This window comes from Cohnella yongneupensis (assembly GCF_042655785.1).
GTDB classification, from domain to species: Bacteria; Bacillota; Bacilli; order Paenibacillales; family Paenibacillaceae; genus Cohnella; species Cohnella yongneupensis.
Map to the genome: position 1 here is coordinate 1 of NZ_JBHSNC010000035.1, position 21,526 is coordinate 21,526.

Annotated in this window: 24 protein-coding genes, 1 pseudogene and 1 riboswitch; of the genes and pseudogenes, 22 read left to right on the forward strand and 3 right to left on the reverse strand. The window is 53.5% G+C overall.

Going from position 1 to position 21,526, the window contains the following annotated elements:
* Positions 1-137 precede the first annotated feature (137 nt).
* On the reverse strand, positions 138-839 hold the full coding sequence (locus tag ACFPQ4_RS11020) for a metal-dependent hydrolase (protein WP_378111908.1): 702 nt from the start codon (positions 837-839) through the stop codon (positions 138-140).
* A 191-nt stretch (positions 840-1,030) separates the two neighbouring features.
* Between ACFPQ4_RS11020 and ACFPQ4_RS11025 the strand changes: the two are divergent.
* Both ACFPQ4_RS11025 and ACFPQ4_RS11030 read left to right on the forward strand, forming a co-directional pair.
* Positions 1,031-1,817: pseudogene (locus tag ACFPQ4_RS11025) on the forward strand (formate/nitrite transporter family protein).
* 14 nt (positions 1,818-1,831) lie between these two features.
* Positions 1,832-2,758 (forward strand): L-lactate dehydrogenase, encoded by a 927-nt coding sequence (locus ACFPQ4_RS11030; RefSeq protein WP_378111909.1) that lies wholly within the window; start codon positions 1,832-1,834, stop codon positions 2,756-2,758.
* Positions 2,759-2,808: 50 nt separating this feature from the next.
* Here the strand turns inward: ACFPQ4_RS11030 and ACFPQ4_RS11035 are convergent, their stop codons facing one another.
* Entirely contained in the window at positions 2,809-3,339 is a 531-nt protein-coding gene (locus tag ACFPQ4_RS11035) for a hypothetical protein (RefSeq protein WP_378111910.1), read from the reverse strand.
* A 167-nt stretch (positions 3,340-3,506) separates the two neighbouring features.
* On the opposite strand from ACFPQ4_RS11035, the gene ACFPQ4_RS11040 reads away from it, so the two are divergent.
* The 11 genes from ACFPQ4_RS11040 (at position 3,507) to rsmI (ending at position 12,403) form a co-directional block, all read left to right on the forward strand.
* Positions 3,507-3,692, forward strand: coding sequence for a sigma factor G inhibitor Gin (locus ACFPQ4_RS11040; RefSeq protein ID WP_378111911.1), 186 nt, complete (start codon positions 3,507-3,509; stop codon positions 3,690-3,692).
* A 131-nt stretch (positions 3,693-3,823) separates the two neighbouring features.
* Positions 3,824-5,311: an aminotransferase class I/II-fold pyridoxal phosphate-dependent enzyme gene (locus ACFPQ4_RS11045; protein WP_378111912.1), complete on the forward strand. Its 1,488-nt coding sequence runs from the start codon at positions 3,824-3,826 to the stop codon at positions 5,309-5,311.
* Positions 5,311-6,762, forward strand: coding sequence for a glycan biosynthesis hexose transferase WsfD (gene wsfD / locus ACFPQ4_RS11050; RefSeq protein ID WP_378111913.1), 1,452 nt, complete (start codon positions 5,311-5,313; stop codon positions 6,760-6,762). Before ACFPQ4_RS11045 ends, wsfD begins: the two co-directional genes overlap by 1 nt.
* Before the next feature lie 30 nt (positions 6,763-6,792).
* On the forward strand, positions 6,793-7,434 hold the full coding sequence (gene tmk / locus ACFPQ4_RS11055) for a dTMP kinase (RefSeq protein WP_378111914.1): 642 nt from the start codon (positions 6,793-6,795) through the stop codon (positions 7,432-7,434).
* 82 nt (positions 7,435-7,516) lie between these two features.
* On the forward strand, positions 7,517-7,846 hold the full coding sequence (locus ACFPQ4_RS11060) for a cyclic-di-AMP receptor (protein WP_378111915.1): 330 nt from the start codon (positions 7,517-7,519) through the stop codon (positions 7,844-7,846).
* Between the two features lie 28 nt (positions 7,847-7,874).
* Positions 7,875-8,321 (forward strand): YaaR family protein, encoded by a 447-nt coding sequence (locus ACFPQ4_RS11065; RefSeq protein WP_378111916.1) that lies wholly within the window; start codon positions 7,875-7,877, stop codon positions 8,319-8,321.
* Between the two features lie 45 nt (positions 8,322-8,366).
* Positions 8,367-9,344: a DNA polymerase III subunit delta' gene (gene holB / locus ACFPQ4_RS11070; protein ID WP_378111917.1), complete on the forward strand. Its 978-nt coding sequence runs from the start codon at positions 8,367-8,369 to the stop codon at positions 9,342-9,344.
* A 2-nt stretch (positions 9,345-9,346) separates the two neighbouring features.
* On the forward strand, positions 9,347-10,147 hold the full coding sequence (locus ACFPQ4_RS11075; RefSeq protein WP_378111918.1) for a PSP1 domain-containing protein: 801 nt from the start codon (positions 9,347-9,349) through the stop codon (positions 10,145-10,147).
* A gap of 42 nt (positions 10,148-10,189) precedes the next feature.
* Positions 10,190-10,552 carry a DNA replication initiation control protein YabA gene (yabA, locus tag ACFPQ4_RS11080; RefSeq protein WP_378111919.1) on the forward strand — a complete coding sequence of 121 codons (363 nt, stop codon included), beginning with the start codon at positions 10,190-10,192 and terminating at the stop codon, positions 10,550-10,552.
* A 91-nt stretch (positions 10,553-10,643) separates the two neighbouring features.
* A complete protein-coding gene (locus tag ACFPQ4_RS11085) occupies positions 10,644-11,480 on the forward strand; it encodes a tRNA1(Val) (adenine(37)-N6)-methyltransferase (RefSeq protein ID WP_378111920.1) in 837 nt (278 codons plus the stop codon).
* A complete protein-coding gene (rsmI, locus tag ACFPQ4_RS11090) occupies positions 11,477-12,403 on the forward strand; it encodes a 16S rRNA (cytidine(1402)-2'-O)-methyltransferase (RefSeq protein ID WP_378111921.1) in 927 nt (308 codons plus the stop codon). Before ACFPQ4_RS11085 ends, rsmI begins: the two co-directional genes overlap by 4 nt.
* A gap of 127 nt (positions 12,404-12,530) precedes the next feature.
* Here rsmI and ACFPQ4_RS11095 read toward each other — a convergent pair whose 3' ends face one another.
* Entirely contained in the window at positions 12,531-12,785 is a 255-nt protein-coding gene (locus ACFPQ4_RS11095) for an AbrB/MazE/SpoVT family DNA-binding domain-containing protein (protein ID WP_027086730.1), read from the reverse strand.
* 332 nt (positions 12,786-13,117) lie between these two features.
* On the opposite strand from ACFPQ4_RS11095, the gene ACFPQ4_RS11100 reads away from it, so the two are divergent.
* The 9 genes from ACFPQ4_RS11100 (at position 13,118) to ispE (ending at position 21,489) form a co-directional block, all read left to right on the forward strand.
* On the forward strand, positions 13,118-14,410 hold the full coding sequence (locus ACFPQ4_RS11100; protein WP_378111922.1) for an HD domain-containing protein: 1,293 nt from the start codon (positions 13,118-13,120) through the stop codon (positions 14,408-14,410).
* Between the two features lie 22 nt (positions 14,411-14,432).
* Positions 14,433-15,206 carry a TatD family hydrolase gene (locus ACFPQ4_RS11105; RefSeq protein WP_378111924.1) on the forward strand — a complete coding sequence of 258 codons (774 nt, stop codon included), beginning with the start codon at positions 14,433-14,435 and terminating at the stop codon, positions 15,204-15,206.
* A 179-nt stretch (positions 15,207-15,385) separates the two neighbouring features.
* Positions 15,386-15,602, forward strand: a riboswitch (cyclic di-AMP (ydaO/yuaA leader).
* Between the two features lie 262 nt (positions 15,603-15,864).
* Positions 15,865-17,028 (forward strand): ubiquitin-like domain-containing protein, encoded by a 1,164-nt coding sequence (locus ACFPQ4_RS11110; RefSeq protein WP_378111925.1) that lies wholly within the window; start codon positions 15,865-15,867, stop codon positions 17,026-17,028.
* 122 nt (positions 17,029-17,150) lie between these two features.
* Complete coding sequence (gene rnmV / locus ACFPQ4_RS11115; protein WP_378111926.1) at positions 17,151-17,702, forward strand: ribonuclease M5; 552 nt, start codon at positions 17,151-17,153, stop codon at positions 17,700-17,702.
* Positions 17,703-17,924: 222 nt separating this feature from the next.
* Entirely contained in the window at positions 17,925-18,788 is an 864-nt protein-coding gene (rsmA, locus tag ACFPQ4_RS11120; protein WP_378111986.1) for a 16S rRNA (adenine(1518)-N(6)/adenine(1519)-N(6))-dimethyltransferase RsmA, read from the forward strand.
* 83 nt (positions 18,789-18,871) lie between these two features.
* Entirely contained in the window at positions 18,872-19,750 is an 879-nt protein-coding gene (yabG, locus tag ACFPQ4_RS11125) for a sporulation peptidase YabG (protein WP_378111927.1), read from the forward strand.
* Positions 19,751-19,900: 150 nt separating this feature from the next.
* Positions 19,901-20,176, forward strand: coding sequence for a biofilm formation stimulator Veg (veg, locus tag ACFPQ4_RS11130; protein ID WP_027086723.1), 276 nt, complete (start codon positions 19,901-19,903; stop codon positions 20,174-20,176).
* A 123-nt stretch (positions 20,177-20,299) separates the two neighbouring features.
* On the forward strand, positions 20,300-20,482 hold the full coding sequence (locus ACFPQ4_RS11135) for a small, acid-soluble spore protein, alpha/beta type (RefSeq protein ID WP_378111928.1): 183 nt from the start codon (positions 20,300-20,302) through the stop codon (positions 20,480-20,482).
* A gap of 149 nt (positions 20,483-20,631) precedes the next feature.
* The gene (gene ispE / locus ACFPQ4_RS11140) at positions 20,632-21,489 is read left to right on the forward strand and encodes a 4-(cytidine 5'-diphospho)-2-C-methyl-D-erythritol kinase (RefSeq protein ID WP_378111929.1); all 858 of its coding nucleotides are present in this window, start codon (positions 20,632-20,634) and stop codon (positions 21,487-21,489) included.
* Positions 21,490-21,526: the final 37 nt, after the last annotated feature.

Consider the following 21,526-nt stretch of genomic DNA (forward strand, 5'->3'; position numbering starts at 1 on the left):
GTTAAGACCTCCAGCGCCGATGGTACTTGGACCGCAGGGTCCTGGGAGAGTAGGACGTTGCCAGGCAGGAGCATACGAAGAAGCACCCTTTGCGGGGTGCTTCTTCGTATGCTTGTATTTACATTTAGACTTGAGAGTTACAGCTCTCCGGCTTTAACGCTAATCTTCTCGCCCGGAGCGAGTAACTTCCCGCGTTGTCCCTGAGCTTCCAGACGAGCAACGAACGCCTCCGCATCTTGGCGGATCGGCGGGAACGAATTATAATGCACGGGCACAACCAACTTGGCGCCGTACCACTGCGCGGCCTGTAGCGCGTCGTCAGGGCCCATCGTGTAATGGTCGCCGATCGGAATAAGCGCAATGTCGATGGCGTGCCGGTCGCCAATGAGCTTCATGTCCGAGAATAGCGACGTATCGCCGGCGTGAAGAATGGTTAACCCCTCAACCTGAATGATATAGCCGACAGGTACTCCCCCGTATACGGTACTCCCGTCTTCCAATGTAATCCCCGAGCTGTGCAGTGCCTGCACCATTTTCGCCTTGGCGAAGCCTAGGTCTACTGTTCCACCCAGGTTCATGCCGATCGTCTTCAGCCCTTTGCCGCTCATAAAATCCGCAAGCTCCACGACCGCGACGATAGGCGCATCGTTAGCTTTTGCGATCGGTGCAGCGTCTAGAATATGATCCGTATGCGCATGCGTAAGCAACACATAATCTGTTTGAACGTCTTCTGGCTTTGTAACCGCGATAGGATTGCCACGCAAGAACGGATCGATGACGAGCGACTTGCCGTCGGTGACGATCTGAACGCACGAATGTCCGTGATAGATTAACTCCATAATGGATTGCCTCCCTCATATACGATATTTTCAAACCAAGTCAGTATGTATGCGTTTACTCTATCGTAACATGGCAACAAGTCAATTCCAAACGTTTCAACCTGTGATGTACGTCACGTTAGCATGCGCTGGAATGTGTTAATTTAATTCCAAGGCCATTATACAATGAACGACGGGCGGTGATCTTATTGATGGAAGTGGAACCGCTGCTTAAGGTAGAACAATTGGCGCTGAAGAAATACGGTATTTATAAGCAAAGTCTGCTCAGATACATTGCCCGTTCGATGTTGGCGAGTATGTTCATTGGCTTCGGGGTTATCGTAGCTTTCAAAACAGGCAATTACTTTTACGTAGAGCATTCGCCGCTCACTTATCCGATGGCCGCGATCACGTTTGGAGCAGCGATCATTCTGATCTCCTACGGAGGAGGCGACCTGTTCACCGGCAATACGTTCTACTACTCCTTTGCGGCTCTGCGCAAAAAAATAAGCTGGAAGGATACCGTTAAGCTTTGGCTTACGAGTTATGCCGGTAATTTGCTCGGTGCTGCCGCTTTTGCATTCCTAATCTACACAACGGGGCTGTTCGACGATTCATCCGTTAATGGATTTTTGTTAAGCGTCGTAGATAAGAAAATGCATACGCCGGCGACGGAGCTGTTCTTCCGGGCTATTCTCTGTAACTGGCTCGTCTGCCTCGCGTTCTTCATACCGATGTCGTTCAAGGACGACGGTGCGAAAATGTTCGCGATGATGTTGTTCGTCTTCTGCTTCTTTATTTCCGGATACGAGCATAGCATCGCCAACAGTGTGCACGTTCGCTATCGCGCTCGTGTTAAATCATCCCGGAACGATATCTCTAGGTGGCGTCATGCACAATCTCATTCCGGTGACTTTCGGGAATATGATCGGCGGGGGCGTGTTCATGGGCTTTATGTACCATTATGTGAACAAACCGTATATGCCGGACAATCAATAGGGAGGCGACTAATCATGAACAAGACAAGGATCGTTGTCATTGGATCGGGAGCGGTGGGCTCGACGACTGCGTTCACACTTATGCTTCGCAATCGGGCAGATGAATTAGTGTTAATCGATGCGAATCATTCGAAAGCCGTCGGGGACGCGCTGGATATGAATCATGGCATTCCTTTTCTGGGCGCGACGAAGCTATGGGCAGGGACGTACGAGGATTGCAAAGGAGCGGACATCATCATCATCACGGCAGGCGCCGCGCAACGGGAAGGCGAGCCGCGTACGGATTTGCTGAAGCGGAACGTATCGATTATGGAAAGCATCATTACTGAGGTATTAAAATACAATACGGACGGTATCTTGCTCCTTGCTTCCAATCCCGTAGATGTCATGAGCTATTACGCTTGGCGCAAATCGGGTTGGCCGGTTAATCGGGTCATCGGATCCGGAACGTTGCTCGACAGTGCCAGGTTCAGATACTTGATCGGCAATCATCTAGGCATTGATCCGCGCAGCGTCCACGCGCATATCGTCGGTGAGCATGGCGATTCCGAGTTGCCCGTGTGGAGTCTAGCGAATGTTGCCGGAACCGCGCTACAGATCGACGAGTCGGATAAAGCCGAATTGTTTGCGAATACGCGCGATGCGGCTTACCAGATCATTAGCGCAAAGGGAGCGACATATTACGCGATTGCGCTGGCGCTGGATAGAATCTGCACCGCCATTCTTCGTGATGAAGGCGCCGTATTGAACGTTTCCACGCTGCTCGAAGGGTACCACGGCATTAGCGACGTGTATCTCGGTGTCCCTTGTATCGTTGATCGTAACGGCGTAAGAGAAATCTTAAAGCTGGACTTATCCGAGGAAGAGCAAGCGCTCTTGCAACGCTCGGCCGATAAGCTCAAGGGGTTGAACGATTCGATCACGATTTCGCCTACCGTATAACAGTAAAAAGCCCGCGGCTGTGGGCTTTTTTATATTGTCCGAGCATGAAGTTATTGGTGATAATACGACACTTCGTCTGCGGCAAGCCGGATAATGCCGGCCCCCTTCTCGCGCCTAAGCGTTAGCAGTAATCGCAGTCTCGGCGTAATAAGCCAAAGGTGCCAATAGAAGAGCGCAATAACAAGCGAAGCGTGCGCCCAAGGGTAGAACAGGCCGGTCACGCAGCATCCGACAAGCAACAGGTGAAAATGCAGCCTGCGAAACAGTGCTAACTGGGTGTCTTGAATAGGAAGCGGCCCGATCCAAGGCCAATCCCGGCGAAAAGACCACTTGTTCTCGGAAAACTTATCGACGCGCCTAAGCGTAATTCGCATAACCAAAGAGTGGACGACCACCATAAGGATTGCGGCGATGACGGAGAGGACCAGCCCCGTCCAGCTATAAATGCCGAATAGCGCCGCCGGAACGAGCAACGCGGTCGCCATATAACTATATTTCCTCTCGGGTCTAAGCGAGATTCGACGGATAAGCTTATAATGATAGAAAGTGGGGTCATTCTTCGAAGCGCTAGACGTGTTCAAGCCATGAGCCTCCTTACCATGCAGCATGACAGCTTCTGTACCTTAGTATCGGTCTTACGAGGATTGAATGTTAGGGTTAACCAAATTCTCCGCTATGAATGCGTATTTTTTCATAGACTTTGGGGAAGACTGCAAAGCATCAATAGAAATGGGCAGGGGTGTTTAATATGGAGGAGAATGCGCCGAAGACGTGCATTGTATGCGGAGAATCGAAGGATGAAGGCATTACGATCGTAACCGAATTCATATGTAACTCATGCGAAGCAACGATGGTTCAGACGAAGGTAGAAGACGAGAAGTATCCGTTCTTTGTTCAGCAAATGCGGCAATTATGGGTTAAGTTTAATGCCTAGTAGTTTCATGAACGGAGCGTTAGCGCCTTTTAAGAGGCACTGACGCTTCTTTTATTGCTATGCGCGCAACATTTGGCAGAAGATTGGTAAGTTGATACAATGGTTAAATGGAAAAAAACGAGGGGTCTAACATGTCGATGGATAAGCAAAGGGCACCGCTATATGAAGCGTTAGCGACTCACGCCGGGCTGTCGGCGCACGCTTTTCACGTGCCGGGCCACAAGCAGCGGGTCGCAAGGGAAGATGACGATGCAGCCGGGTTTTATCGTACGCTTCTGCAACTAGACGTGACGGAGCTTGCGGATACGGATGATCTGCATCATCCGCAAGGGGCGATCGTAGAAGCGCAGAAACTGGCGGCGCAATGCTTCGGAGCGGAAGAGACAAGCTTGTTGGTGGGCGGCAGTACGTCCGGCAATCTAGCGATGATTCTCGGTACGAGCAGTCCAGGCGACGTCTTCATCGTCCAGCGTAACGTTCATAAGTCGATCATACATGGTTTAATGCTCGCGGGAGCACGGGCGGTTATGCTCGCCCCGCAGTTCGAGTCAATGTCCGGGCTTGCCGTAATCCCTTCTTTGAGCAGCATGGAAGCGGCTCTGGAGCGCTATCCGGATGCAAGCGGAATTATTTTATCTACTCCCAATTATTACGGCATGACGGTTTCGCTCGAACGGATCGTTCAGCTTGCGCACAGGCGAAGTGTTCCTGTACTTGTCGATGAAGCGCATGGCGCGCATCTTGGCTTTCACGACGCATTTCCAGAGTCCGCGCTCCGTGCCGGCGCCGACGTCGTCGTTCAATCTACGCACAAAATGCTCTCGGCGATGACGATGGGGGCCATGCTGCATATGCAGGGCAACCTTGTCGATAGGGAAGCGGTTAAGCAAGCGCTTCGCATGGTACAAAGCTCCAGCCCCTCCTTCCCGATTCTCGCATCTATCGATCTGGCTAGACGACAGCTACATACGAGCGGATCGACGCTATTCGAACCAGCTCTCGAGGCCGTTCGAGTCGTTATCGAAAGCTTGAACGAGACGCCGTTCCGCGCTATCGGTTATGGAGCTCATAAGAACGATTCGATTCAATATGATCCGCTTAAGCTGGTATTGTTCGATGAATCGGGTAAGCTTAGCGGCGCACGGTTACGGGATGAGCTTGCCGCAAGAAATTGCATCGCGGAGATGGCGGATGATCGTTATGTCGTGCTGGCGCTAGGACCGGGGAGCAACGAGGCGGACGGGATCGCGTTGCGGGACGCGTTATTCGAACTTGCATCGATTAGCCGACACTTACCGGAAGTACCGGAAGCAGAGTTATCGCCAACTAATCCTAATGGTGGGGTAACGAGGCTCGATCAGGACGCCGCGGTACCGGAACCGGTCACGTTTAGACGCGACCGATTATCCGTGAGGACGGTCCGTCTAACGAACAGCGTAGGATTAACGGCAGGGGAATGGGTAATCCCCTATCCGCCAGGCATTCCGGTTCTCTATCCTGGAGAGGTCATTACGTCTGATACGATCGAACAGCTTGTCCTATGGCGCAACAGCGGCGCGCAAATTCAAGGCGCTCAAGACGAGGCGCTGGAGCATATTGTCGTGCAAGGAGAATGTTAATGAAAGATCGCGATATACGCCCCATCATCGCCTGGGCTGCAGGACTCGGCTCGGCTATCCTCATCGTTGCGCTAATTATGATCCCGCCGGTGCTGGGTTTAGCCGACAGCGGCGATTACAGTCGCGTGCTTGGGGGATCGGGAATCGCACCGCTTGATCCGAAGGAGTCTTACCACGATCAATATTTCGGGTTCGCACATCAGCTGTACGGATATGGCGGTTATACGCTCGGAGGTTATTTCTCGACGCACATTATACTCGTAACGATAGCGGGTTGGATCGGAAGAGTGTTGAGCAGCGCGCATTTCGATGTGAGAGTTCTCGGAGTGTGCTACATGTTGCTCTACGTATGGGCGGTTATGTTACTGATCAAATACGCGCCTAAAGTTGGTAGTCGACAAACAACGGTAATAGGCACCCTCGTGCTCGCCGCTAGTCTTGTTTTCATATTCGACGATATCGGGTATGTCGTCTATTTTCAGTCCTTTTTCGGAGAGCCGTATGCTTTGATCGCAACGTTGTTAACGGTAGCCGCGGTAATGGCGCTACTTAATTCGGACAAGCCAAGCGGCGCACTCTTAGCCTTATTCATCGGCGCGGCGCTCGCGCTGGCCACTTCGAAAATCCAAAACGCTCCCCTAGGCTTCGCGTTTGCGCTCCTTGCGTGGCGAATGATGCGGCTGCGCGACGATCGAAGATGGAGAAAGCAAGTATGGTCGGGAATCGGTGTGTTAATCCTGGGTTCGGCGTTAATGATCGTCGTCGCGCCCGATCGTCTGAAAAACACCAACTTGTATCAATCTATCTTTTTCGGAGTGCTCAAAAACTCTCCAGACGTCGCCGCGGACATGAAAGAGCTGGGCATTCCGGAGAAATATGCGGCGCTTGCCGGAACGAATTATTTTCAGAAGGATACGGTCATCCCGCAGAGCGACCCGGTCTTGCGCCGGGAAGTGTTGGAGACACTGAGTCATAAGGACATCGCGCTATATTATTTACGCCATCCTTCGCGGTTCGCGCAAAAGCTTGAAGTAGCGGCCGATAACGCGGTGTACATCCGTCCAGGTTACTTAGGCAACTACGATCAATCCGCGGGCAAGCCTTGGGGTGCGATATCTTATCGTTATAGCGCTTGGAGCGAGTGGAAGGTTAGGCATATGCCGCATAAGCTAGGTGTATTCCTACTCTTCTACGTCATTTATTACTTCGCGCTCGCAACGTTATGGTGGAGGACCCAATCGCGCAGGTTTAGGCTAGGCCTAGAGACAATGGCGATCATCGGAATAGCGGGAGCGTTCGCATGCTTCGTCGCGATCATCGGGGACGGCGAGGCGGACATGGGCAAGCATTTGTTTATGTTTAATGTGTGCTTTGATATGATGGTGATAAGCATAGTCACCGGAATGGCTTATGGGCTCGCGAAGCTCGTTACGCGCTATAGGCGCGCATAAGCGGATCCATAGGAGAGGGGCAACGAGCAGGTGCGAGGCGGAACGTTCATAACGCTCGAAGGCGGAGACGGCTCGGGCAAGACGACATTAATCAGGGCAATCGAACGCAAGCTGCAAGAGATTGGCCATGAGGTTAGGGTAACGAGGGAGCCGGGCGGCAGCCCGATTGCCGAAGCGATACGCAACATTATTTTAGGCAGAGAGAATACGGCGATGGATCCGCGCACCGAAGCGTTGCTTTATGCGGCGGCTAGGCGACAACATTTAGCGGAAAAAGTCATGCCGGCGCTCGAGCAGGGTATCGACGTCATTTGCGACCGGTTCGTGGATAGCAGTCTCGTCTATCAAGGCATCGGAAGAGGTATAGGGTTGGATCCGATTTGGGACATTAATCGGTTCGCGACGGAAGGCTGCATGCCGAATCTTACGATTTATTTGGACATCGATCCGGAAATCGGACTAAAGCGCATAGAAGCTAACGAGAACCGCGAGCTGAACCGGCTGGATCTGGAGAGCTTGAACTTCCATCGTCGCGTGCGGGAAGGCTACCTCCGGGTAGCGGAACAGTTCAAAGACCGCATCGTCACGCTTGACGCTTCCGTTCCGGCGGAAGTTCTAGCCCAGCAGGCATGGACGATCATCGAAGCAAAACTTAACCTTAATGCGTCGTAAAAAGAGGATTTTGGACGGTAGTTGTCCAATTTGTTAGGTAGTACAGACAGACCCCAATTATGAACCGAGGAGGGCCTGAACGATGAAACTTCTTATTGCGGTTATTCAGGATAAAGACAGCAACCGGTTATCGAACGCGCTTATTAAGGAAGGATTTCGCGCAACGAAGCTGGCGAGCACCGGAGGATTTCTCCGTGCGGGAAATACGACGTTCTTGATCGGTATCGAAGACGATCGCGTACAGAGCGCGCTCGACGTCATTCGCGCCAACTGTAAAGTGCGCGACCAGCTAGTTACGCCGGTGTCGCCTGTTAGCGGCGCAGCCGATTCTTACATTCCGTTCCCGGTCGAGGTTCAAGTCGGCGGTGCCGCCGTGTTTGTATTGCCGGTCGAACGTTTCGAGCACTTCTGATGCGTAAGCAACCAGGAGGTGAACTTACATGAAGATACAGCCTCCAGGTTATCCGTTGATCAATAAAGCGGTACAACGAGGCGAGCAACCGAATCGTCCGGCGCAACCGCAAAGCTTCGGCGATCTGATGCAGCAGCAAGACGGGCAACGCACGCAAGAGCAGTTGCAGCGCAAGCTTGAAGATATCCGAGTGCAAGGAGACCGGCTTGCCCGTTCGATGACGGTGCGCGAGCTCGTACTCTATCGTCAGATGGTCAAATCGTTCCTCGAAGATACGGTAAAGCGAGGGATCGGCCTCAAGGACACGAGGGGCTGGGATCGTCGCGGCCGGGGTAAACGGTACAAGCTTCTCGAAGAAGTGGATGAGATGCTCGTCGCTATGGGCGAAGAACTGCTCTCTACGGAAGAAGGACGATTGGATTTGCTTCAAAAGGTCGGCGAAATGCGCGGCTTGTTAATAAATTTGGTATTTTAGGCGATCGGCAGCTTCGGCTGAAGCGATCGCGAAGGAGTTCGCAGCATGGGCTTTGAGCACATCCACGGACAGGACCGCGTGAAATCGCTGTTGCGGAACGCCTTGTCCACTCGCAAAATCGCCCATGCGTACCTGTTCGCGGGACCAAGCGGCTCCGGCCGCCGGGAAATGGCGCAAGCGTTCGCGCAGGCGATATTTTGCGAGCGCGGCGGAACGGACGCTTGCGAAGAATGCTTGTCCTGCCGCAAGGTTATGCATGGCAACCATCCGGATTTGCACGTCATTACGCCGGACGGCGCCTCGGTCAAGATCGAGCAAATTCGCGCGTTGCAGCGCGAGTTGTCTTATCGGAGCGCCGGAGCGGGGTATAAAGTATATATTATCGAAGCTTCGGAGACGATGACGACGCAGGCGGCGAACAGCCTGCTGAAATTTCTCGAGGAACCGCCTTCGCCGGTCGTCGCCATCTTGCTCGCGCCGAGCGCGCAAGCCGTACTTCCTACGATATTATCCCGCTCGCAGCTGATCGCATTCGTGCCCGGCGATCGGGAAGCATTGGAAGCGGCGCTCGTCTCGGAAGGCAGACCGCCGCTCCTGTCGCGGGCTGCGGTCAATTTGGCTTCCGGGCTAGCAGCGAGCCGAAGATTGGTAGAAGAGAATTGGTTTGCAGAAATTCGAAGCGTAGTGATACAATTAGGCAAGGAGCATCCGTCCCGGTTCTCTGCTAATCTGCTACAAGCGCAGCAGCAGGTGTTTAAGACGGACCTCTCGGAACATGTCGAAATCTTGCTACAGCTGTTAGCGCTGTGGTATAGGGATATGATTTACGCCATGACCGGACGCCAGCAAATGATGGTGTTTCCGGATCAAGGGGAATGGATCGCGAAGACCGCTTGGACCCGTTCGATCGACGGATGGGTTACAGTGATGGAATCCGCGCTCATGGCGGCAAGAAGAATCAAAGCTCATGTGCCGCCGCAATTGGCGCTTGAGCAATTTTTGGTTAACATGCGGGAGGGATAGATTTGTACGATGTCGTCGGTGTCCGCTTCAAGAAAGCGGGCAAAATCTATTATTTCGACCCCGCTGAGCATCCGGTGTCCAAAGATCAGCATGTTATCGTCGAGACGGCGCGAGGCGTAGAGTACGGCAAAGTCGTCGTCGGACCGAAGACGGTCGGTGAATCCGACGTCGTTCTGCCTTTGAAGAAGGTCATTCGCGTCGCCGGAGAGACGGACGCGAAGGCCGTCGACGAGAATCGCAGCGCGGCGAAGAACGCCTTCAACGTCGGATTGCAGAAGATCAAGGACCATGCTCTTAAGATGAAGCTAGTGGACGTGGAATACACGTTCGACCGGAATAAAATCATCTTTTATTTTACGGCTGAAGGGCGCGTCGATTTCCGCGAGCTGGTCAAGGATTTGGCCGGCGTATTCCGGACCCGCATCGAATTGCGGCAGATCGGCGTGCGCGACGAAGCAAAGATGCTCGGCGGGATTGGGCCGTGCGGGCGCGTACTCTGTTGTTCCTCGTGGTTGGGCGATTTCGAACCGGTCTCCATCAAAATGGCCAAAGACCAGAACCTATCGCTTAATCCGACGAAGATCTCGGGGCTATGCGGCCGTCTCATGTGCTGTCTGAAATACGAGCACGACAATTACGAGAGCGCTAAGGAAGAGTTGCCGGCCGTCGGTAGACTTGTCGTCTCCTCGATGGGCGAAGGCAAAGTCGTCGGCATTAACGTCGGCAGCAGAAGCGTGCACGTGCAGCTGTTCGACCTTGGCAAAGTGAAGGAGCTACCATTTGACGATGTCGTCTTGAAGTGACGAACTCGACATACTCGGATGCCTTGAGGTGGAATGTTGTTCATGAAAGATATTTTCGCTCGCGTAAATGAGCTTGAATCGCATTTGGGTACCGTGCACGCCGATTTCGGGTCACTCAAGCAGACGATCAAGGAGCTGCTCGAAGAGAATCAGCGGCTTCGGATCGAGAATCAGCAACTGCGCAAAGTACTCAAGCGAGAGAACGAACCTGCGGCGCTCTCCGAAACGGCGGAACAACCGGCTGCCGTCGAGGGTAAGCCATTGCCGGCAGCGATAGGCGTCGGCGAAGGATACGATAATCTGGCTCGGCTGTACCATGAAGGCTTTCATATCTGCAACGTCTACTACGGGCATTTGCGGATGGAAGGGGATTGCTTGTTCTGTTTGTCTTTCTTAAGCAAATAAGTTTGTAGCATAGGGTTTTGAGCGAAGCACGCCGTCTTTCCTCTAGGGGAAAGGCGGCTTTTGTTAAAATATCGAAGAGGCAGGCATGGCCATGAACGAAGAGAACATAAAGGCGAGCGTGCAGTTGATGCCGGGAGAGCGGCTGGACGATCTGTTGACTCACGACCTTCGAATCATACAGAGCCCCGAAGTATTCAGCTTCTCCTTGGACGCCGTATTGTTGGCACGATTCGCAGGCGTTCCGCCGCGCGGGCGCGTACTCGATCTATGCACGGGCAACGGAGTTATCCCGCTGTTGCTGACGACTCGGACGGAGGCGCGGATCGATGGCGTGGAAATTCAACCGCGACTTGCGGACATGGCGAATCGGAGCGTGTCGCTGAATGGATTGAACGAACGGATCGCGATATTCGAGCAAGATTTGCGGGAATGGAAAGTCGAAGGCGAATTATACGATGCGGTTACCGTTAACCCTCCTTACTTGCCGTTGCAAAGCGGGGACCATAAGGGCAATCACCACCAAGCGATGGCTCGCCATGAGCTTGGCTGCAAGCTAGAGGATGTCGTAGCCGCCTGTGCCAGATCGGTTCGGCGCGGCGGACGGGTATCAATGGTGCATCGCCCGTCGAGACTGGTTGATATTATCGATTTGATGCGGCGAAATCGGCTCGAACCGAAGCGAATCCGATTCGTTCATCCGCGCAAGGAAGCGGAGGCGAACATGGTATTAATAGAAGCAACGCGCGAAGGTAAACCGGAGGTGCGGTTGTTGCCGCCGGTTATCGTATATGGCGACGATGGCGACTATACGCCGGAATTGCTGGCGGTCTTCTACGGAGAAGCAGCCGAGCTGCCTGGCTTTAAGCGGCACAATGGACGAGCTCACGGCCCGAGCTTCACCGGCCAACAAGAGGAGGAGTCGCTATGACGGAGCGGGAATTGGCCGCAGGCACGGGGGAGGCGAGCGTGCAACGCAGCTTCGCGACACGCGAGCGCCCCGGGACGCTTTACTTAGTCGCAACGCCGATCGGTAATTTAGAGGATATGACATTCAGAGCAATACGCACGCTGAAGGAAGTACAGCTGATCGCCGCAGAGGATACGAGGCAAACCCGTAAGCTGCTGACGCATTACGAGATCCAGAACCGTCTGGTCAGCTATCACGAGCACAACCGGGAGGCAAGCGGTCCCGAGCTGATCCGAATGCTCGCGGAGGGGCAGAGCATCGCATTAGTCAGCGATGCAGGCATTCCTGCGATCTCCGATCCAGGAGCAGAGCTTGTTGCGTCGGCCGTAAGTGAAGGCATCCCTGTCGTGCCGATTCCTGGCGCGAATGCCGCGCTATCCGCGCTCATTATTTCGGGTCTGCCGACGGATCGGTTCATGTTCGTCGGATTTCCGCCGCGAGAGCGCAAAGGGCTTAACCGATTACTGGACTCGCTCGAGGGAGAAGCGGGCACTATTCTGTTCTATGAATCGCCCCATAGGCTGAAGAAGACGCTGGCCGTCATTGCAGAGCGATGGAGCGGGAGAAGCATGGCGATCGTACGCGAGCTTACGAAGCGCCACGAGGAAGCCGTGAGGGGAAGCGTGCAAGCCTGCTTGGCGCATGTGGAGCAGCATCAGCCGCTTGGCGAATGTTGCATTGTGCTGCAAGGCAAGTTGTCAGTGGACGGTGCGGAAGCGAGTGGACAAGATGCCGCCGCATGGTGGTCTTCGCTTACGCTTGCCCAGCATGTGCAGGCTTATGAAGACAAAGGGCAAACCCGTAAGGAAGCGATGAAGTCGGCTGCCGCGGACAAGGGCTTATCCCGCAGGGATGTGTACCAAGCGCTGCTCGAAGAAGAGTAATTACGGTTATCGCTCAAGACGCAAAAAAAAACACCTCCCGATACCAATCTCGGGAGGGCTGAAAGGAGTTATAAAAAGGTTAGAATTAACAGTTGTAAGAGTACAAACTCATTATAAACTATTTTCTTTAATTTGTCACAGGTGAAGGCAAATCCTTCAAACATTCTCTGCAAACAATTTTACCTTTGAAGTACGTGACGTTCTCCGCGTTGCCGCAGAAGATGCATGCAGGCTCGTATTTCTTAAGCATGATGCGCTCGCCATCTACATAAATCTCAAGAGCGTCCTTCTCACCGATGCCGAGTGTGCGGCGCAGTTCGATCGGAATGACCACCCGTCCTAGCTCATCGACTTTACGTACAATACCTGTGGATTTCATCATTTGGAATTACCCCTCTCTTCAGGTTAAAATTAATAACAAACGGACCAATAGCGTCCAGAGCTTGTCCGTTACCGCCAGCATTCGACAAGGGATTTCGACAAAGTTCTCTGTTTTCCGATCTCTATAGTACCAACCATTCCCAAAAAAGTCAACCTGAAAGCGGTTGAAAATACTAGTTTTATTGATGATAAACTTATAATATAAGGCGAAATTGAGAACTGGAAGCAAAAACAGCAAGAATTAAATAGGGAAATGAAAAACGACTTATTTCGACAAATTTCGATTAAATATGAGACTTTTGTCGACTGTCCACAAACGCCGAGGTGAAATCGATGCTTGCGAAGCTCCAGGAAGAGAAAGTATTCAAAGATCCAGTCCATTCAGCCATCTACGTGCAGGACATAACGATCTGGAAGCTGATCAACACGCCGGAATTTCAAAGACTTAGAAGAATCCGCCAGCTAGGCACTTCTTATCTGACCTTCCATGGGGCGGAGCATAGCCGATTCTCGCATTCCCTTGGGGTATATGAGATAACGCGCAAAATCATCTCGCAATTCGAACGCAACGGCTATACGGATTGGCCGCAGGAGGAGAGACTGCTCAGCTTGTGCGCCTCTTTGCTGCATGATGTCGGGCACGGGCCTTTCTCCCATTCTCTCGAGGAAGTGTTTCATACGCACCATGAAGAGTGGACGTGCGAAATCATCTTGGGCGATACGGAAATCAATCGCGTGCTTGCCGAGGTATCGTCGGATTTTCCGGGGGATGTGGCTTCGGTCATTCGCAAAACCTATCATAAGCCGATCGTCGTCAGCCTCGTCTCCAGCCAAATGGATGCCGACCGGATGGATTATTTGCTACGGGACGCTTATTTTACGGGCGTGAACTACGGAACCTTCGATTTGGACCGCATCTTGCGGGTGCTCCGTCCTTACCAAGGTAAGATCGTCGTTAAGGAAAGCGGCATGCATGCGGTAGAGGATTATTTGATGTCCCGGTATCAGATGTATTGGCAAGTGTACTTTCATCCGGTCACGCGCAGCTCGGAAATCGTGCTCCGGCAAATTTTCCGCAGGGCTGGCGAGTTGAAGCGGGAAGGTTATGCGTTCGCGTTCATGCTTCCGGCGATCGCGCATTTATTAGAAGGAACGCTAAACTTGTCGCATTATTTAATGCTAGACGAGTCGTGCGTGCAGACGGCGTTTCGACAGTGGGAGCTCGAAGAAGACGCGTTGCTGTCGAATTTATGCAGTCGATTTTTGAACCGGCAGCTGTACAAATATACGCCGCTGGAGGATAAGGACGAGGCATGGCTTGCTGATGCTAGGGAGGAGTGGCGATCGATCGGCTTGAATCCCGACTATCATCTAGAGGTCGATACGCCTTACGACTCGCCCTACGATATCTATAAGCCGGAACTGCTGCCGGGTAGCAGAGGGAAGCTTCCGATCTTACTCCTGGACGAGCGTGAACAGCTTACGGAAATATCCGTGAAGTCAGACATCATTCGGTCGATTGCCGGTATTCATCGGGGCAAATACTATATCTATTACCCCGATGACGAGGTACGAAAGCACATTTTGCGGCTAAGCTCAGAAACTCGCAACAAACTCTCTATATAATAGAAGGGAAACAACTTCCGACATGCTAATCGACACCCATGCGCACCTGGACTCCCCGAAATTCGACAACGACAGAGAAGAGGTTATCGCGCGCGCTAAAGCGGCAGGAATCGACACGATCGTCAACATCGGCTTCAATCGGGAAACGATACCGACAACGATGGCGCTTGCCGAGCAATACCCGTTCATCTATGCAGCCGTCGGTTGGCATCCGACCGACGCGATCGATATGCGGCTTGAAGAAGATCTGGCTTGGATCGAAGCGCTTTGCGCGCATCCAAAAGTCGTGGCCATCGGCGAAATCGGTTTGGACTATTACTGGGACACCTCGCCCAAGGAGCTTCAACATACGGTTTTCCGCGAGCAGATCCGGCTTGCGCGCCGACTGAACAAGCCCATCGTCATTCATAACCGCGATGCGCACGAGGATATCGTTAAATTGCTGCGCGAGGAGAACGCCTCGGAAGTCGGGGGAATCATGCATTGCTACTCCGGAAGCTGGGAGATGGCCAAGATGTGCTTGGACATGAACTTCTATATTTCGTTCGGAGGACCGGTTACGTTCAAGAACGCGAGGGTGCCCAAAGAGGTGTTGGACCAAGTTCCGTTGGATCGATTATTGGTGGAGACGGATGCACCCTATTTGACTCCGCACCCCCATCGAGGACAGCGAAATGAATCCGCATACGTGCGACTCGTGGCCGAGACCGCGGCAGAGATTAAAGGGCTAAAACTGGAAGAAATTGCACAAATTACGAGCGACAACGCAAGGCGCTGTTTGGGTCTACCGAGATAAAACGGTTACAATCGAAGAAAAAGGGTCCGTTGCGTAGAAAAAACTGTATTTTGTAGCTCTAATTGCGGTTTTTCTCGGAGAATTCAGGAAAAAACGGTCAAATTCGTCCTTTACGCCATCTTTACACGGTCTATAGGTAGAATGTATCATCTAGTTCAGAAGTTTGAATATGGCATCCCTTTTCCAGTGCGCTGAATCTCCAATACGGAGAGCGGGGGACCCGACGCGGCGACGATTCATTATTCGTCCAAAGCGGTCCGAGCAATCTTGGGGTGAATTTCGCGAGGCCGGTTAGGAAGCTTTCTAAGAAGCTCTCCTGAACGCGCAAGAGCGAATAGGGCGACTCTCTTCGCCCGAACCCGACAGCTAACCTCGTAAGCGTAGTAGAGAGAGGTCAACCTCGTGCTGCCCCATTTCCCTTATTCGTCTAAGCGGAAGCCACGAACAGGTCCTCTGTCGGTGGCTTTTTGTGTTGAAAAAAAGGGTTATGGATGATTGTACCCGCGTAGTTGAATCGAGATTGGAGCAAGGCGGCGCGCTGCCGAACGGTCAAAGCTGCATGGCCGGAAGCGGGCGTCGTTAACAAAATAGGATAGTCGCGTCAGACTACAGTCGTGCATCACAGTCGACGGCGGGGCTATGAAGGAGGAGCGAGAAAATGGGAGACATTCCTGAGGCTTTCGGGCAGGAAACCCATGATCCACGACCGACCGGCAAGCTTATCGCACTGTTGCGATGGAAACATGAGCACTTGCGCATCGTTATTCTAGGCGCAATTCTCTCTTTCGCAATCATCATCATGTTCGTGTCGTTACTGAATCCCGTAGCGGCCAAAAACATTTCCATCGTAGACAACGGAATGACTTCGGTCATCCAGACCAGAACGTCCGATGTTCAGAGCGTTCTGGAAGAGCAACAGATTAGAGTCGGTCCTTACGATCGTCTGTCATTGACGACGGGGGAATTGGTCGAGGGAAGCACGATCGTTATCGATCGTGCGAAGAGCGTTACGGTTAAAGCCGACGGGAAAGAAGCCGTGAAGTATACGGCTGCGGACACGGTCGGGCAAGTGATCAAGGAATTGAATCTTTCGCTAGGCAGCGAAGACCGCATTTCCCCGTCGCAGAACACGCCGCTAACCGAAGGAATGAAAGTGGTCATTACGCGCGTTCGGACGGAAGTCGATGAGACGTCGCACGCGGTTGCGTTCGAAGTCGTCGAGCAGAAGAACGCGGATCTGGCCGAAGGCAAGAAGAAGGTCGTAAAGACGGGTCAAGAAGGACAAGTGGTCCTTCGCACGGCCAAAGTGTACGAGGACGGGAAACTTGTAAGCGAGAAGCTGTTGGAGAAGACTGTCTCCAAGCCGGCTGTTCAGCAAGTGGTCGCGATCGGCACGAAGAAACCCGAAGTAAAGACGTTGACTTATAACGGCAAGCCTTCCGCTTCCGAAGCGTCGACGGTAAAGCTGAACGGCAGGTCGGTTAAGGTCAAGCGGATGCTTAGTAACGTTACGCTGACGGCGTATTCCGCCGGCTTCGCGTCAACGGGCAAATCGAAAGGCGACGAGGGCTTCGGCGTAACATCGTCAGGCGCCATCGTTCAAGAGGGCCGTACGATCGCCGTGGACCCTAGAGTCATTCCGATCGGTTGGTGGGTATACATCGAAGGGATCGGCTTCCGTCGCGCGGAAGATACGGGCAGCGCGGTCAAAGGCAAGAAGATCGACGTGTATTACGACAGCGAGAAGCATGCCGATCGCTTCGGCATGAAGAAGGGCTACACGGTATACGTGATCGGTCCGGTTAAGCCGTCGTCGAATTAATAGCGGCTACGTGAACAATCGGGAAGAGGCGTCATTGGCGCTTCTTCCCGTTTTGTGTTATACGATACATAGGGGTGGCTTCGGCTGCCGGGACGAGTACGGTAAAGGCGGAATGAACGAACATGTTTCAAGAGATGATTGTCGTAGAGGGCAAAGACGATACGACGGCCGTAAGGCGGGCAATCGGCGCCGACACGATCGAGACGGGCGGCTCGGCTATCGGAGAGAACGTGTTGAGGCGAATCGAGCTGGCGCAGGAGAGGCGGGGCGTCATTATTTTGACCGATCCGGACGCGCCCGGGGAGCGCATTCGCAAGATCGTCGCAGAGCGCGTTCCGGGAGCCAAGCACGCTTTCTTGACGAAGGACGAAGCCAGAGGCTCGAGAGGGCTGGGCGTCGAGCATGCGTCGGACGAAGCGATTCGCAGGGCAATCGATCGCGTACGAGGCCCTGAGGGCGGCGTTGGGGAGCTACAGGAGATCGAATGGAGCGATCTGCTGGACGCGGGTCTAATCGTTCACGCCTCCTCCGCGCGCCGCAGAGAGCGGATGGGCGAGTTGCTCGGTATCGGGTATGCCAACGGTAAACAATTTCATAAAAGATGTCTCATGTTCCGCATCACGCGCGAAGAGTTCGTCGCCGCGTTGGAACAGCTGGAGCGGGAAGGGCTGTAAATTCAAGTGAACAAACCTACTAACACGAAACCTCCGTACAAACCGTATAAGGCTGGAGGCAAGGCGGAGAAGTCGAACTTCGCGGGCAAGGCGGAGAAGCCGAACTTTGAGGGCAAGGCAACCAATCCGAGATACGAGGGCAAGAAGGCTAAGCCGAACTTCGCGGGCAGAAGCCCAAAAGCAAGCGTCAGTACGAGCGGAGCGGCAGCGTCGACTAACGATATCGCAACCTCTAGCCGCACGAAGGAGATTATCCGCAAGCACGGGTTTACCTTCAAGAAGAGCTTAGGGCAGAACTTCCTCATCGATCTGTCCGTCCTGGACCGTATAATCGACGCGGCGGGTCTTGATGAGACGAAGGGCGCGCTCGAAGTCGGGCCGGGCATCGGCTCTCTGACGGAACAGCTCGCGCAAGCCGCGGGCAAAGTAACGGCGGTAGAGATCGACAGAAGGCTCATTCCGATTCTAGGCGACGTGCTGTCGCCTTATCCGCACGTGAGCGTCGTGCATAGCGATATTCTTAAGACGGATTTGAAGAAGCTATGGGAAGAGCAGTTTTCGGGCTTCGCTAAAGTCAGCGTCGTAGCCAATCTGCCGTATTACGTAACGACGCCGATTATCATGAAGCTGCTCGAAGAGCAATTACCGATCGAGAACATCGTCGTCATGGTGCAAAAGGAAGTCGCGGAGAGAATGGCGGCTAAGCCGGGAGGCAAGGAGTACGGCAGCCTGAGCATCGCGGTGCAATATTACTGCGAGCCAGAGCTCGTATGCATCGTGCCGGGCAAAGCGTTCATCCCGCCGCCGAACGTGGATTCGGCCGTCATCAAGCTGCGTCGGCGTACGGAGCCGGCCGTTGCCGTGTCGGACGAAGCGAAATTTTTCCGCGTCGTGCAGACGGCTTTCACGCAGCGGCGCAAGACGCTATCCAATAACTTATCCGCGTTGTCGGGCAAAGAACGCAAAGGCGAGCTGGGCGAGCTGCTGCAGTCCTGCGGCGTACAGCCCGAGCGGCGCGCGGAGACGCTGTCGCTAGACGAGTTTGCGCGGGTCACCGAGGCGCTGGAAGCGCACGGGATGCTCTAGGAGCAACGAGAGCAAACTGGCAGGCTAGGGACGCGCACAGGAAGAGCGTCGGCTCCATAGGATAGACGAAGAGGTGATTGCCCATGAAGCAGGGGGATCTGGTCGTCCGCAAATCCTATGGCGGGGATATCTTATTCCGGGTCGCGGCATTCGCCGGACAACAGGCCGTGCTCAGAGGGATGGATTATCGGTTGCTCGCGGATGCGCCGATGAACGATCTTCAGACGGTGCGGAATCCGGACGAGCTCGGTGGGACGCGCCAGGCGCGCATACATGCAGACGAATCGTTGAGGCGCATTAGCGAGCTGCATAACCGTCAATCCGGGATCTCGGGTTATTTGGCTCATCTAGACGACCGACGTCCGCCGTACTTCGAGCTGCCCGGTAAAGTGTTGCATCTGGACGGCGACTTGAACTATTTGAATAAAAGCATGCAAGTGTACCGTCAGTTGCGCGTACCCGCGGAAGGCGTACACTGCCACGAGTCGCAAATGCCTCAAGTGCTCATGCGAATGCTTCCGCAGTTCCGTCCCGATATCGTTGTCATAACGGGGCATGATGGCGTACTGAAGCAAAAGCAAGACCTGCAACAGCTTGGTAGCTATAAGAATTCGCTCAATTTCGTTCGCGCGGTCGACGTTGCCAGAGAGTACGAGCGAAGCCGCGACTCGCTTATCGTTATCGCCGGTGCGTGCCAATCGCATTTCGAAGCGCTGCTGCAAGCGGGGTCCAACTTCGCCAGCTCACCAGGCAGAATTATGATCCATGCGCTCGATCCGGTCTACATTGCCGTACGCGCATCGTTCACGCCGTTCCGTGAAACGATCAACATTAACGACGTAATCGCGCATACGATCAGCGGTAGACAGGGCGTCGGAGGCATCGAGACGATGGGGCGCTATCGCGTTGGCGTACCGAATCTGAAAGCCGCAAATCCGGAGCAAAATGTGAACATTATGTGACGAAAATAAAGCAAACTTTTGAAAATCCCGTCTGCAGTAAGGAAAATGACCGTTGACAGCAATTCAGTACCGTTGATATAATATTGAGCTTTATTTGACACCTCCCCTGTTTTTAGATATAATTTACAGGGAAAGAGGTGGTAGTGGATCATGGCTAAAAACGCGCTTCTAGAGATCAAACGAAGCCTGGAACCGCACGTCGGTTCGAAGATCATGCTCCGCGCCAACGGTGGACGCCGTAAGACCATCGAACGCACGGGCGTGCTGGAAGAAATCTACCCATCGGTTTTCATCGTCAAGCTCGATCAGGAACAACACGCTTTCAAGCGTGTCTCGTACAGCTACGCTGATATCCTGACCGAATCCGTTGAAGTGATGCTGTGCAATGACGAAGGTCAAGTACGCATCAATTATTTATCGCATTGACTTGATTGATTGCACGGGCAGCACTGCGCCGAAGAGGCGCCGGGGCTGCCTGTTTTGCATGTAAGGGACTAGGCCCGGGCAAGCTATAGACGATAAATGTCTCCATCCTGAGGAGGAAGCGGAATGAGTCGCAGAAGAGGCGTCATGTCGGAGCAGTTCAAGGCGGAGATCGCCAAAGACCTCGGCATCTATGATACGGTGCAACGGGAAGGCTGGGGCGGCATACGCGCCAAGGATGCCGGCAACATGGTGAAGCGGGCGATACAGATTGCGGAGCAAGCGGCCGCCAAGTCGACGCAGCAGTAATAAGGGCCGAACCTGCTAACGCGAGGGGTTCGGCTTATTTTTACGCTTAGCGAATTAGGCGCTAAATTACACGGGTTCGCGGAAAATCGCAATTGGTGAACGGGTTTGTTATAATATGTAAAGTGACGAACAAGCAAGCGAGGATAACGATGACGAAAATTTACGAGAAAGCGCCTGCCAAAATCAATTTGTTGCTTGATGTGCTGCGCAAGCGCGAAGACGGCTTTCATGAAGTACAGATGATTATGACGATGGTCGACCTGGCCGATCGGCTCGAAATGGAAGAGCTGCCTCGCGACCAGATCGTATTGTCGAGCCAAGTCGGATTCATTCCGCTGGACGAGAAGAACTTGGCTTTCCAAGCCGCTAAGCTAATTAAGGAGCGGTACGGCGTTAAACGAGGGGTGTACATTCACCTCGATAAACAAATACCGGTGGCTGCCGGGCTCGCAGGAGGCAGCAGTGACGCTGCAGCCGCGCTCAGGGGACTCAATCGGTTATGGAATCTGTCCCTGAGCGGAGCCGAGCTGGAAAGCCTGGGCGCGGAACTTGGCTCGGACGTCCCGTTCTGCGTTCGCGGAGGAACCGCGTTGGCAACCGGGCGCGGAGAGAAGCTCACCCCGGTCCAATCGCCGCCCCAATGCTGGGTCATTTTGGCTAAGCCTCCGATCAACGTATCCACGGCGGACGTCTATGGGAAGCTGCGCGCGAACGAACTGAAGACCCACCCTTCGTTGCCGCGGATGTTGGATGCGATCTCGAATCAATCGTTCCCGGAAGTGTGTAAAGCGCTCGGCAACGTGCTGGAGACGGTTACGCTCGATCGTCATCCGGAGGTCAGGCAGATCAAAGATTGCATGGAGCGACTTGGCGCGGACGGCGTGCTAATGTCCGGAAGCGGACCGACGGTGTTCGGCCTCGTATCCAAGGAAATGAAAGTGGCTAAAATTTATAATGGGCTTAGAGGCTTCTGCAAAGAGGTGTACGTGGTAAGAATGCTTACATAAGAGGTTAAATCATAGTGAAATTGCGGCTTCTCCTTGC

Bases quoted from the DNA above. Each gene is read 5' to 3' on its own strand.
- ACFPQ4_RS11020 (WP_378111908.1), bottom strand. From the start codon at position 839: ATGGAGTTAATCTATCACGGACATTCGTGCGTTCAGATCGTCACCGAC.
- ACFPQ4_RS11030 (WP_378111909.1), top strand. From the start codon at position 1,832: ATGAACAAGACAAGGATCGTTGTCATTGGATCGGGAGCGGTGGGCTCG.
- ACFPQ4_RS11040 (WP_378111911.1), top strand. From the start codon at position 3,507: ATGGAGGAGAATGCGCCGAAGACGTGCATTGTATGCGGAGAATCGAAG.
- ACFPQ4_RS11045 (WP_378111912.1), top strand. From the start codon at position 3,824: ATGTCGATGGATAAGCAAAGGGCACCGCTATATGAAGCGTTAGCGACT.
- wsfD (WP_378111913.1), top strand. From the start codon at position 5,311: ATGAAAGATCGCGATATACGCCCCATCATCGCCTGGGCTGCAGGACTC.
- ACFPQ4_RS11060 (WP_378111915.1), top strand. From the start codon at position 7,517: ATGAAACTTCTTATTGCGGTTATTCAGGATAAAGACAGCAACCGGTTA.
- ACFPQ4_RS11065 (WP_378111916.1), top strand. From the start codon at position 7,875: ATGAAGATACAGCCTCCAGGTTATCCGTTGATCAATAAAGCGGTACAA.
- holB (WP_378111917.1), top strand. From the start codon at position 8,367: ATGGGCTTTGAGCACATCCACGGACAGGACCGCGTGAAATCGCTGTTG.
- yabA (WP_378111919.1), top strand. From the start codon at position 10,190: ATGAAAGATATTTTCGCTCGCGTAAATGAGCTTGAATCGCATTTGGGT.
- ACFPQ4_RS11085 (WP_378111920.1), top strand. From the start codon at position 10,644: ATGAACGAAGAGAACATAAAGGCGAGCGTGCAGTTGATGCCGGGAGAG.
- rsmI (WP_378111921.1), top strand. From the start codon at position 11,477: ATGACGGAGCGGGAATTGGCCGCAGGCACGGGGGAGGCGAGCGTGCAA.
- ACFPQ4_RS11095 (WP_027086730.1), bottom strand. From the start codon at position 12,785: ATGATGAAATCCACAGGTATTGTACGTAAAGTCGATGAGCTAGGACGG.
- ACFPQ4_RS11100 (WP_378111922.1), top strand. From the start codon at position 13,118: ATGCTTGCGAAGCTCCAGGAAGAGAAAGTATTCAAAGATCCAGTCCAT.
- ACFPQ4_RS11105 (WP_378111924.1), top strand. From the start codon at position 14,433: ATGCTAATCGACACCCATGCGCACCTGGACTCCCCGAAATTCGACAAC.
- ACFPQ4_RS11110 (WP_378111925.1), top strand. From the start codon at position 15,865: ATGGGAGACATTCCTGAGGCTTTCGGGCAGGAAACCCATGATCCACGA.
- rnmV (WP_378111926.1), top strand. From the start codon at position 17,151: ATGTTTCAAGAGATGATTGTCGTAGAGGGCAAAGACGATACGACGGCC.
- yabG (WP_378111927.1), top strand. From the start codon at position 18,872: ATGAAGCAGGGGGATCTGGTCGTCCGCAAATCCTATGGCGGGGATATC.
- veg (WP_027086723.1), top strand. From the start codon at position 19,901: ATGGCTAAAAACGCGCTTCTAGAGATCAAACGAAGCCTGGAACCGCAC.
- ACFPQ4_RS11135 (WP_378111928.1), top strand. From the start codon at position 20,300: ATGAGTCGCAGAAGAGGCGTCATGTCGGAGCAGTTCAAGGCGGAGATC.
- ispE (WP_378111929.1), top strand. From the start codon at position 20,632: ATGACGAAAATTTACGAGAAAGCGCCTGCCAAAATCAATTTGTTGCTT.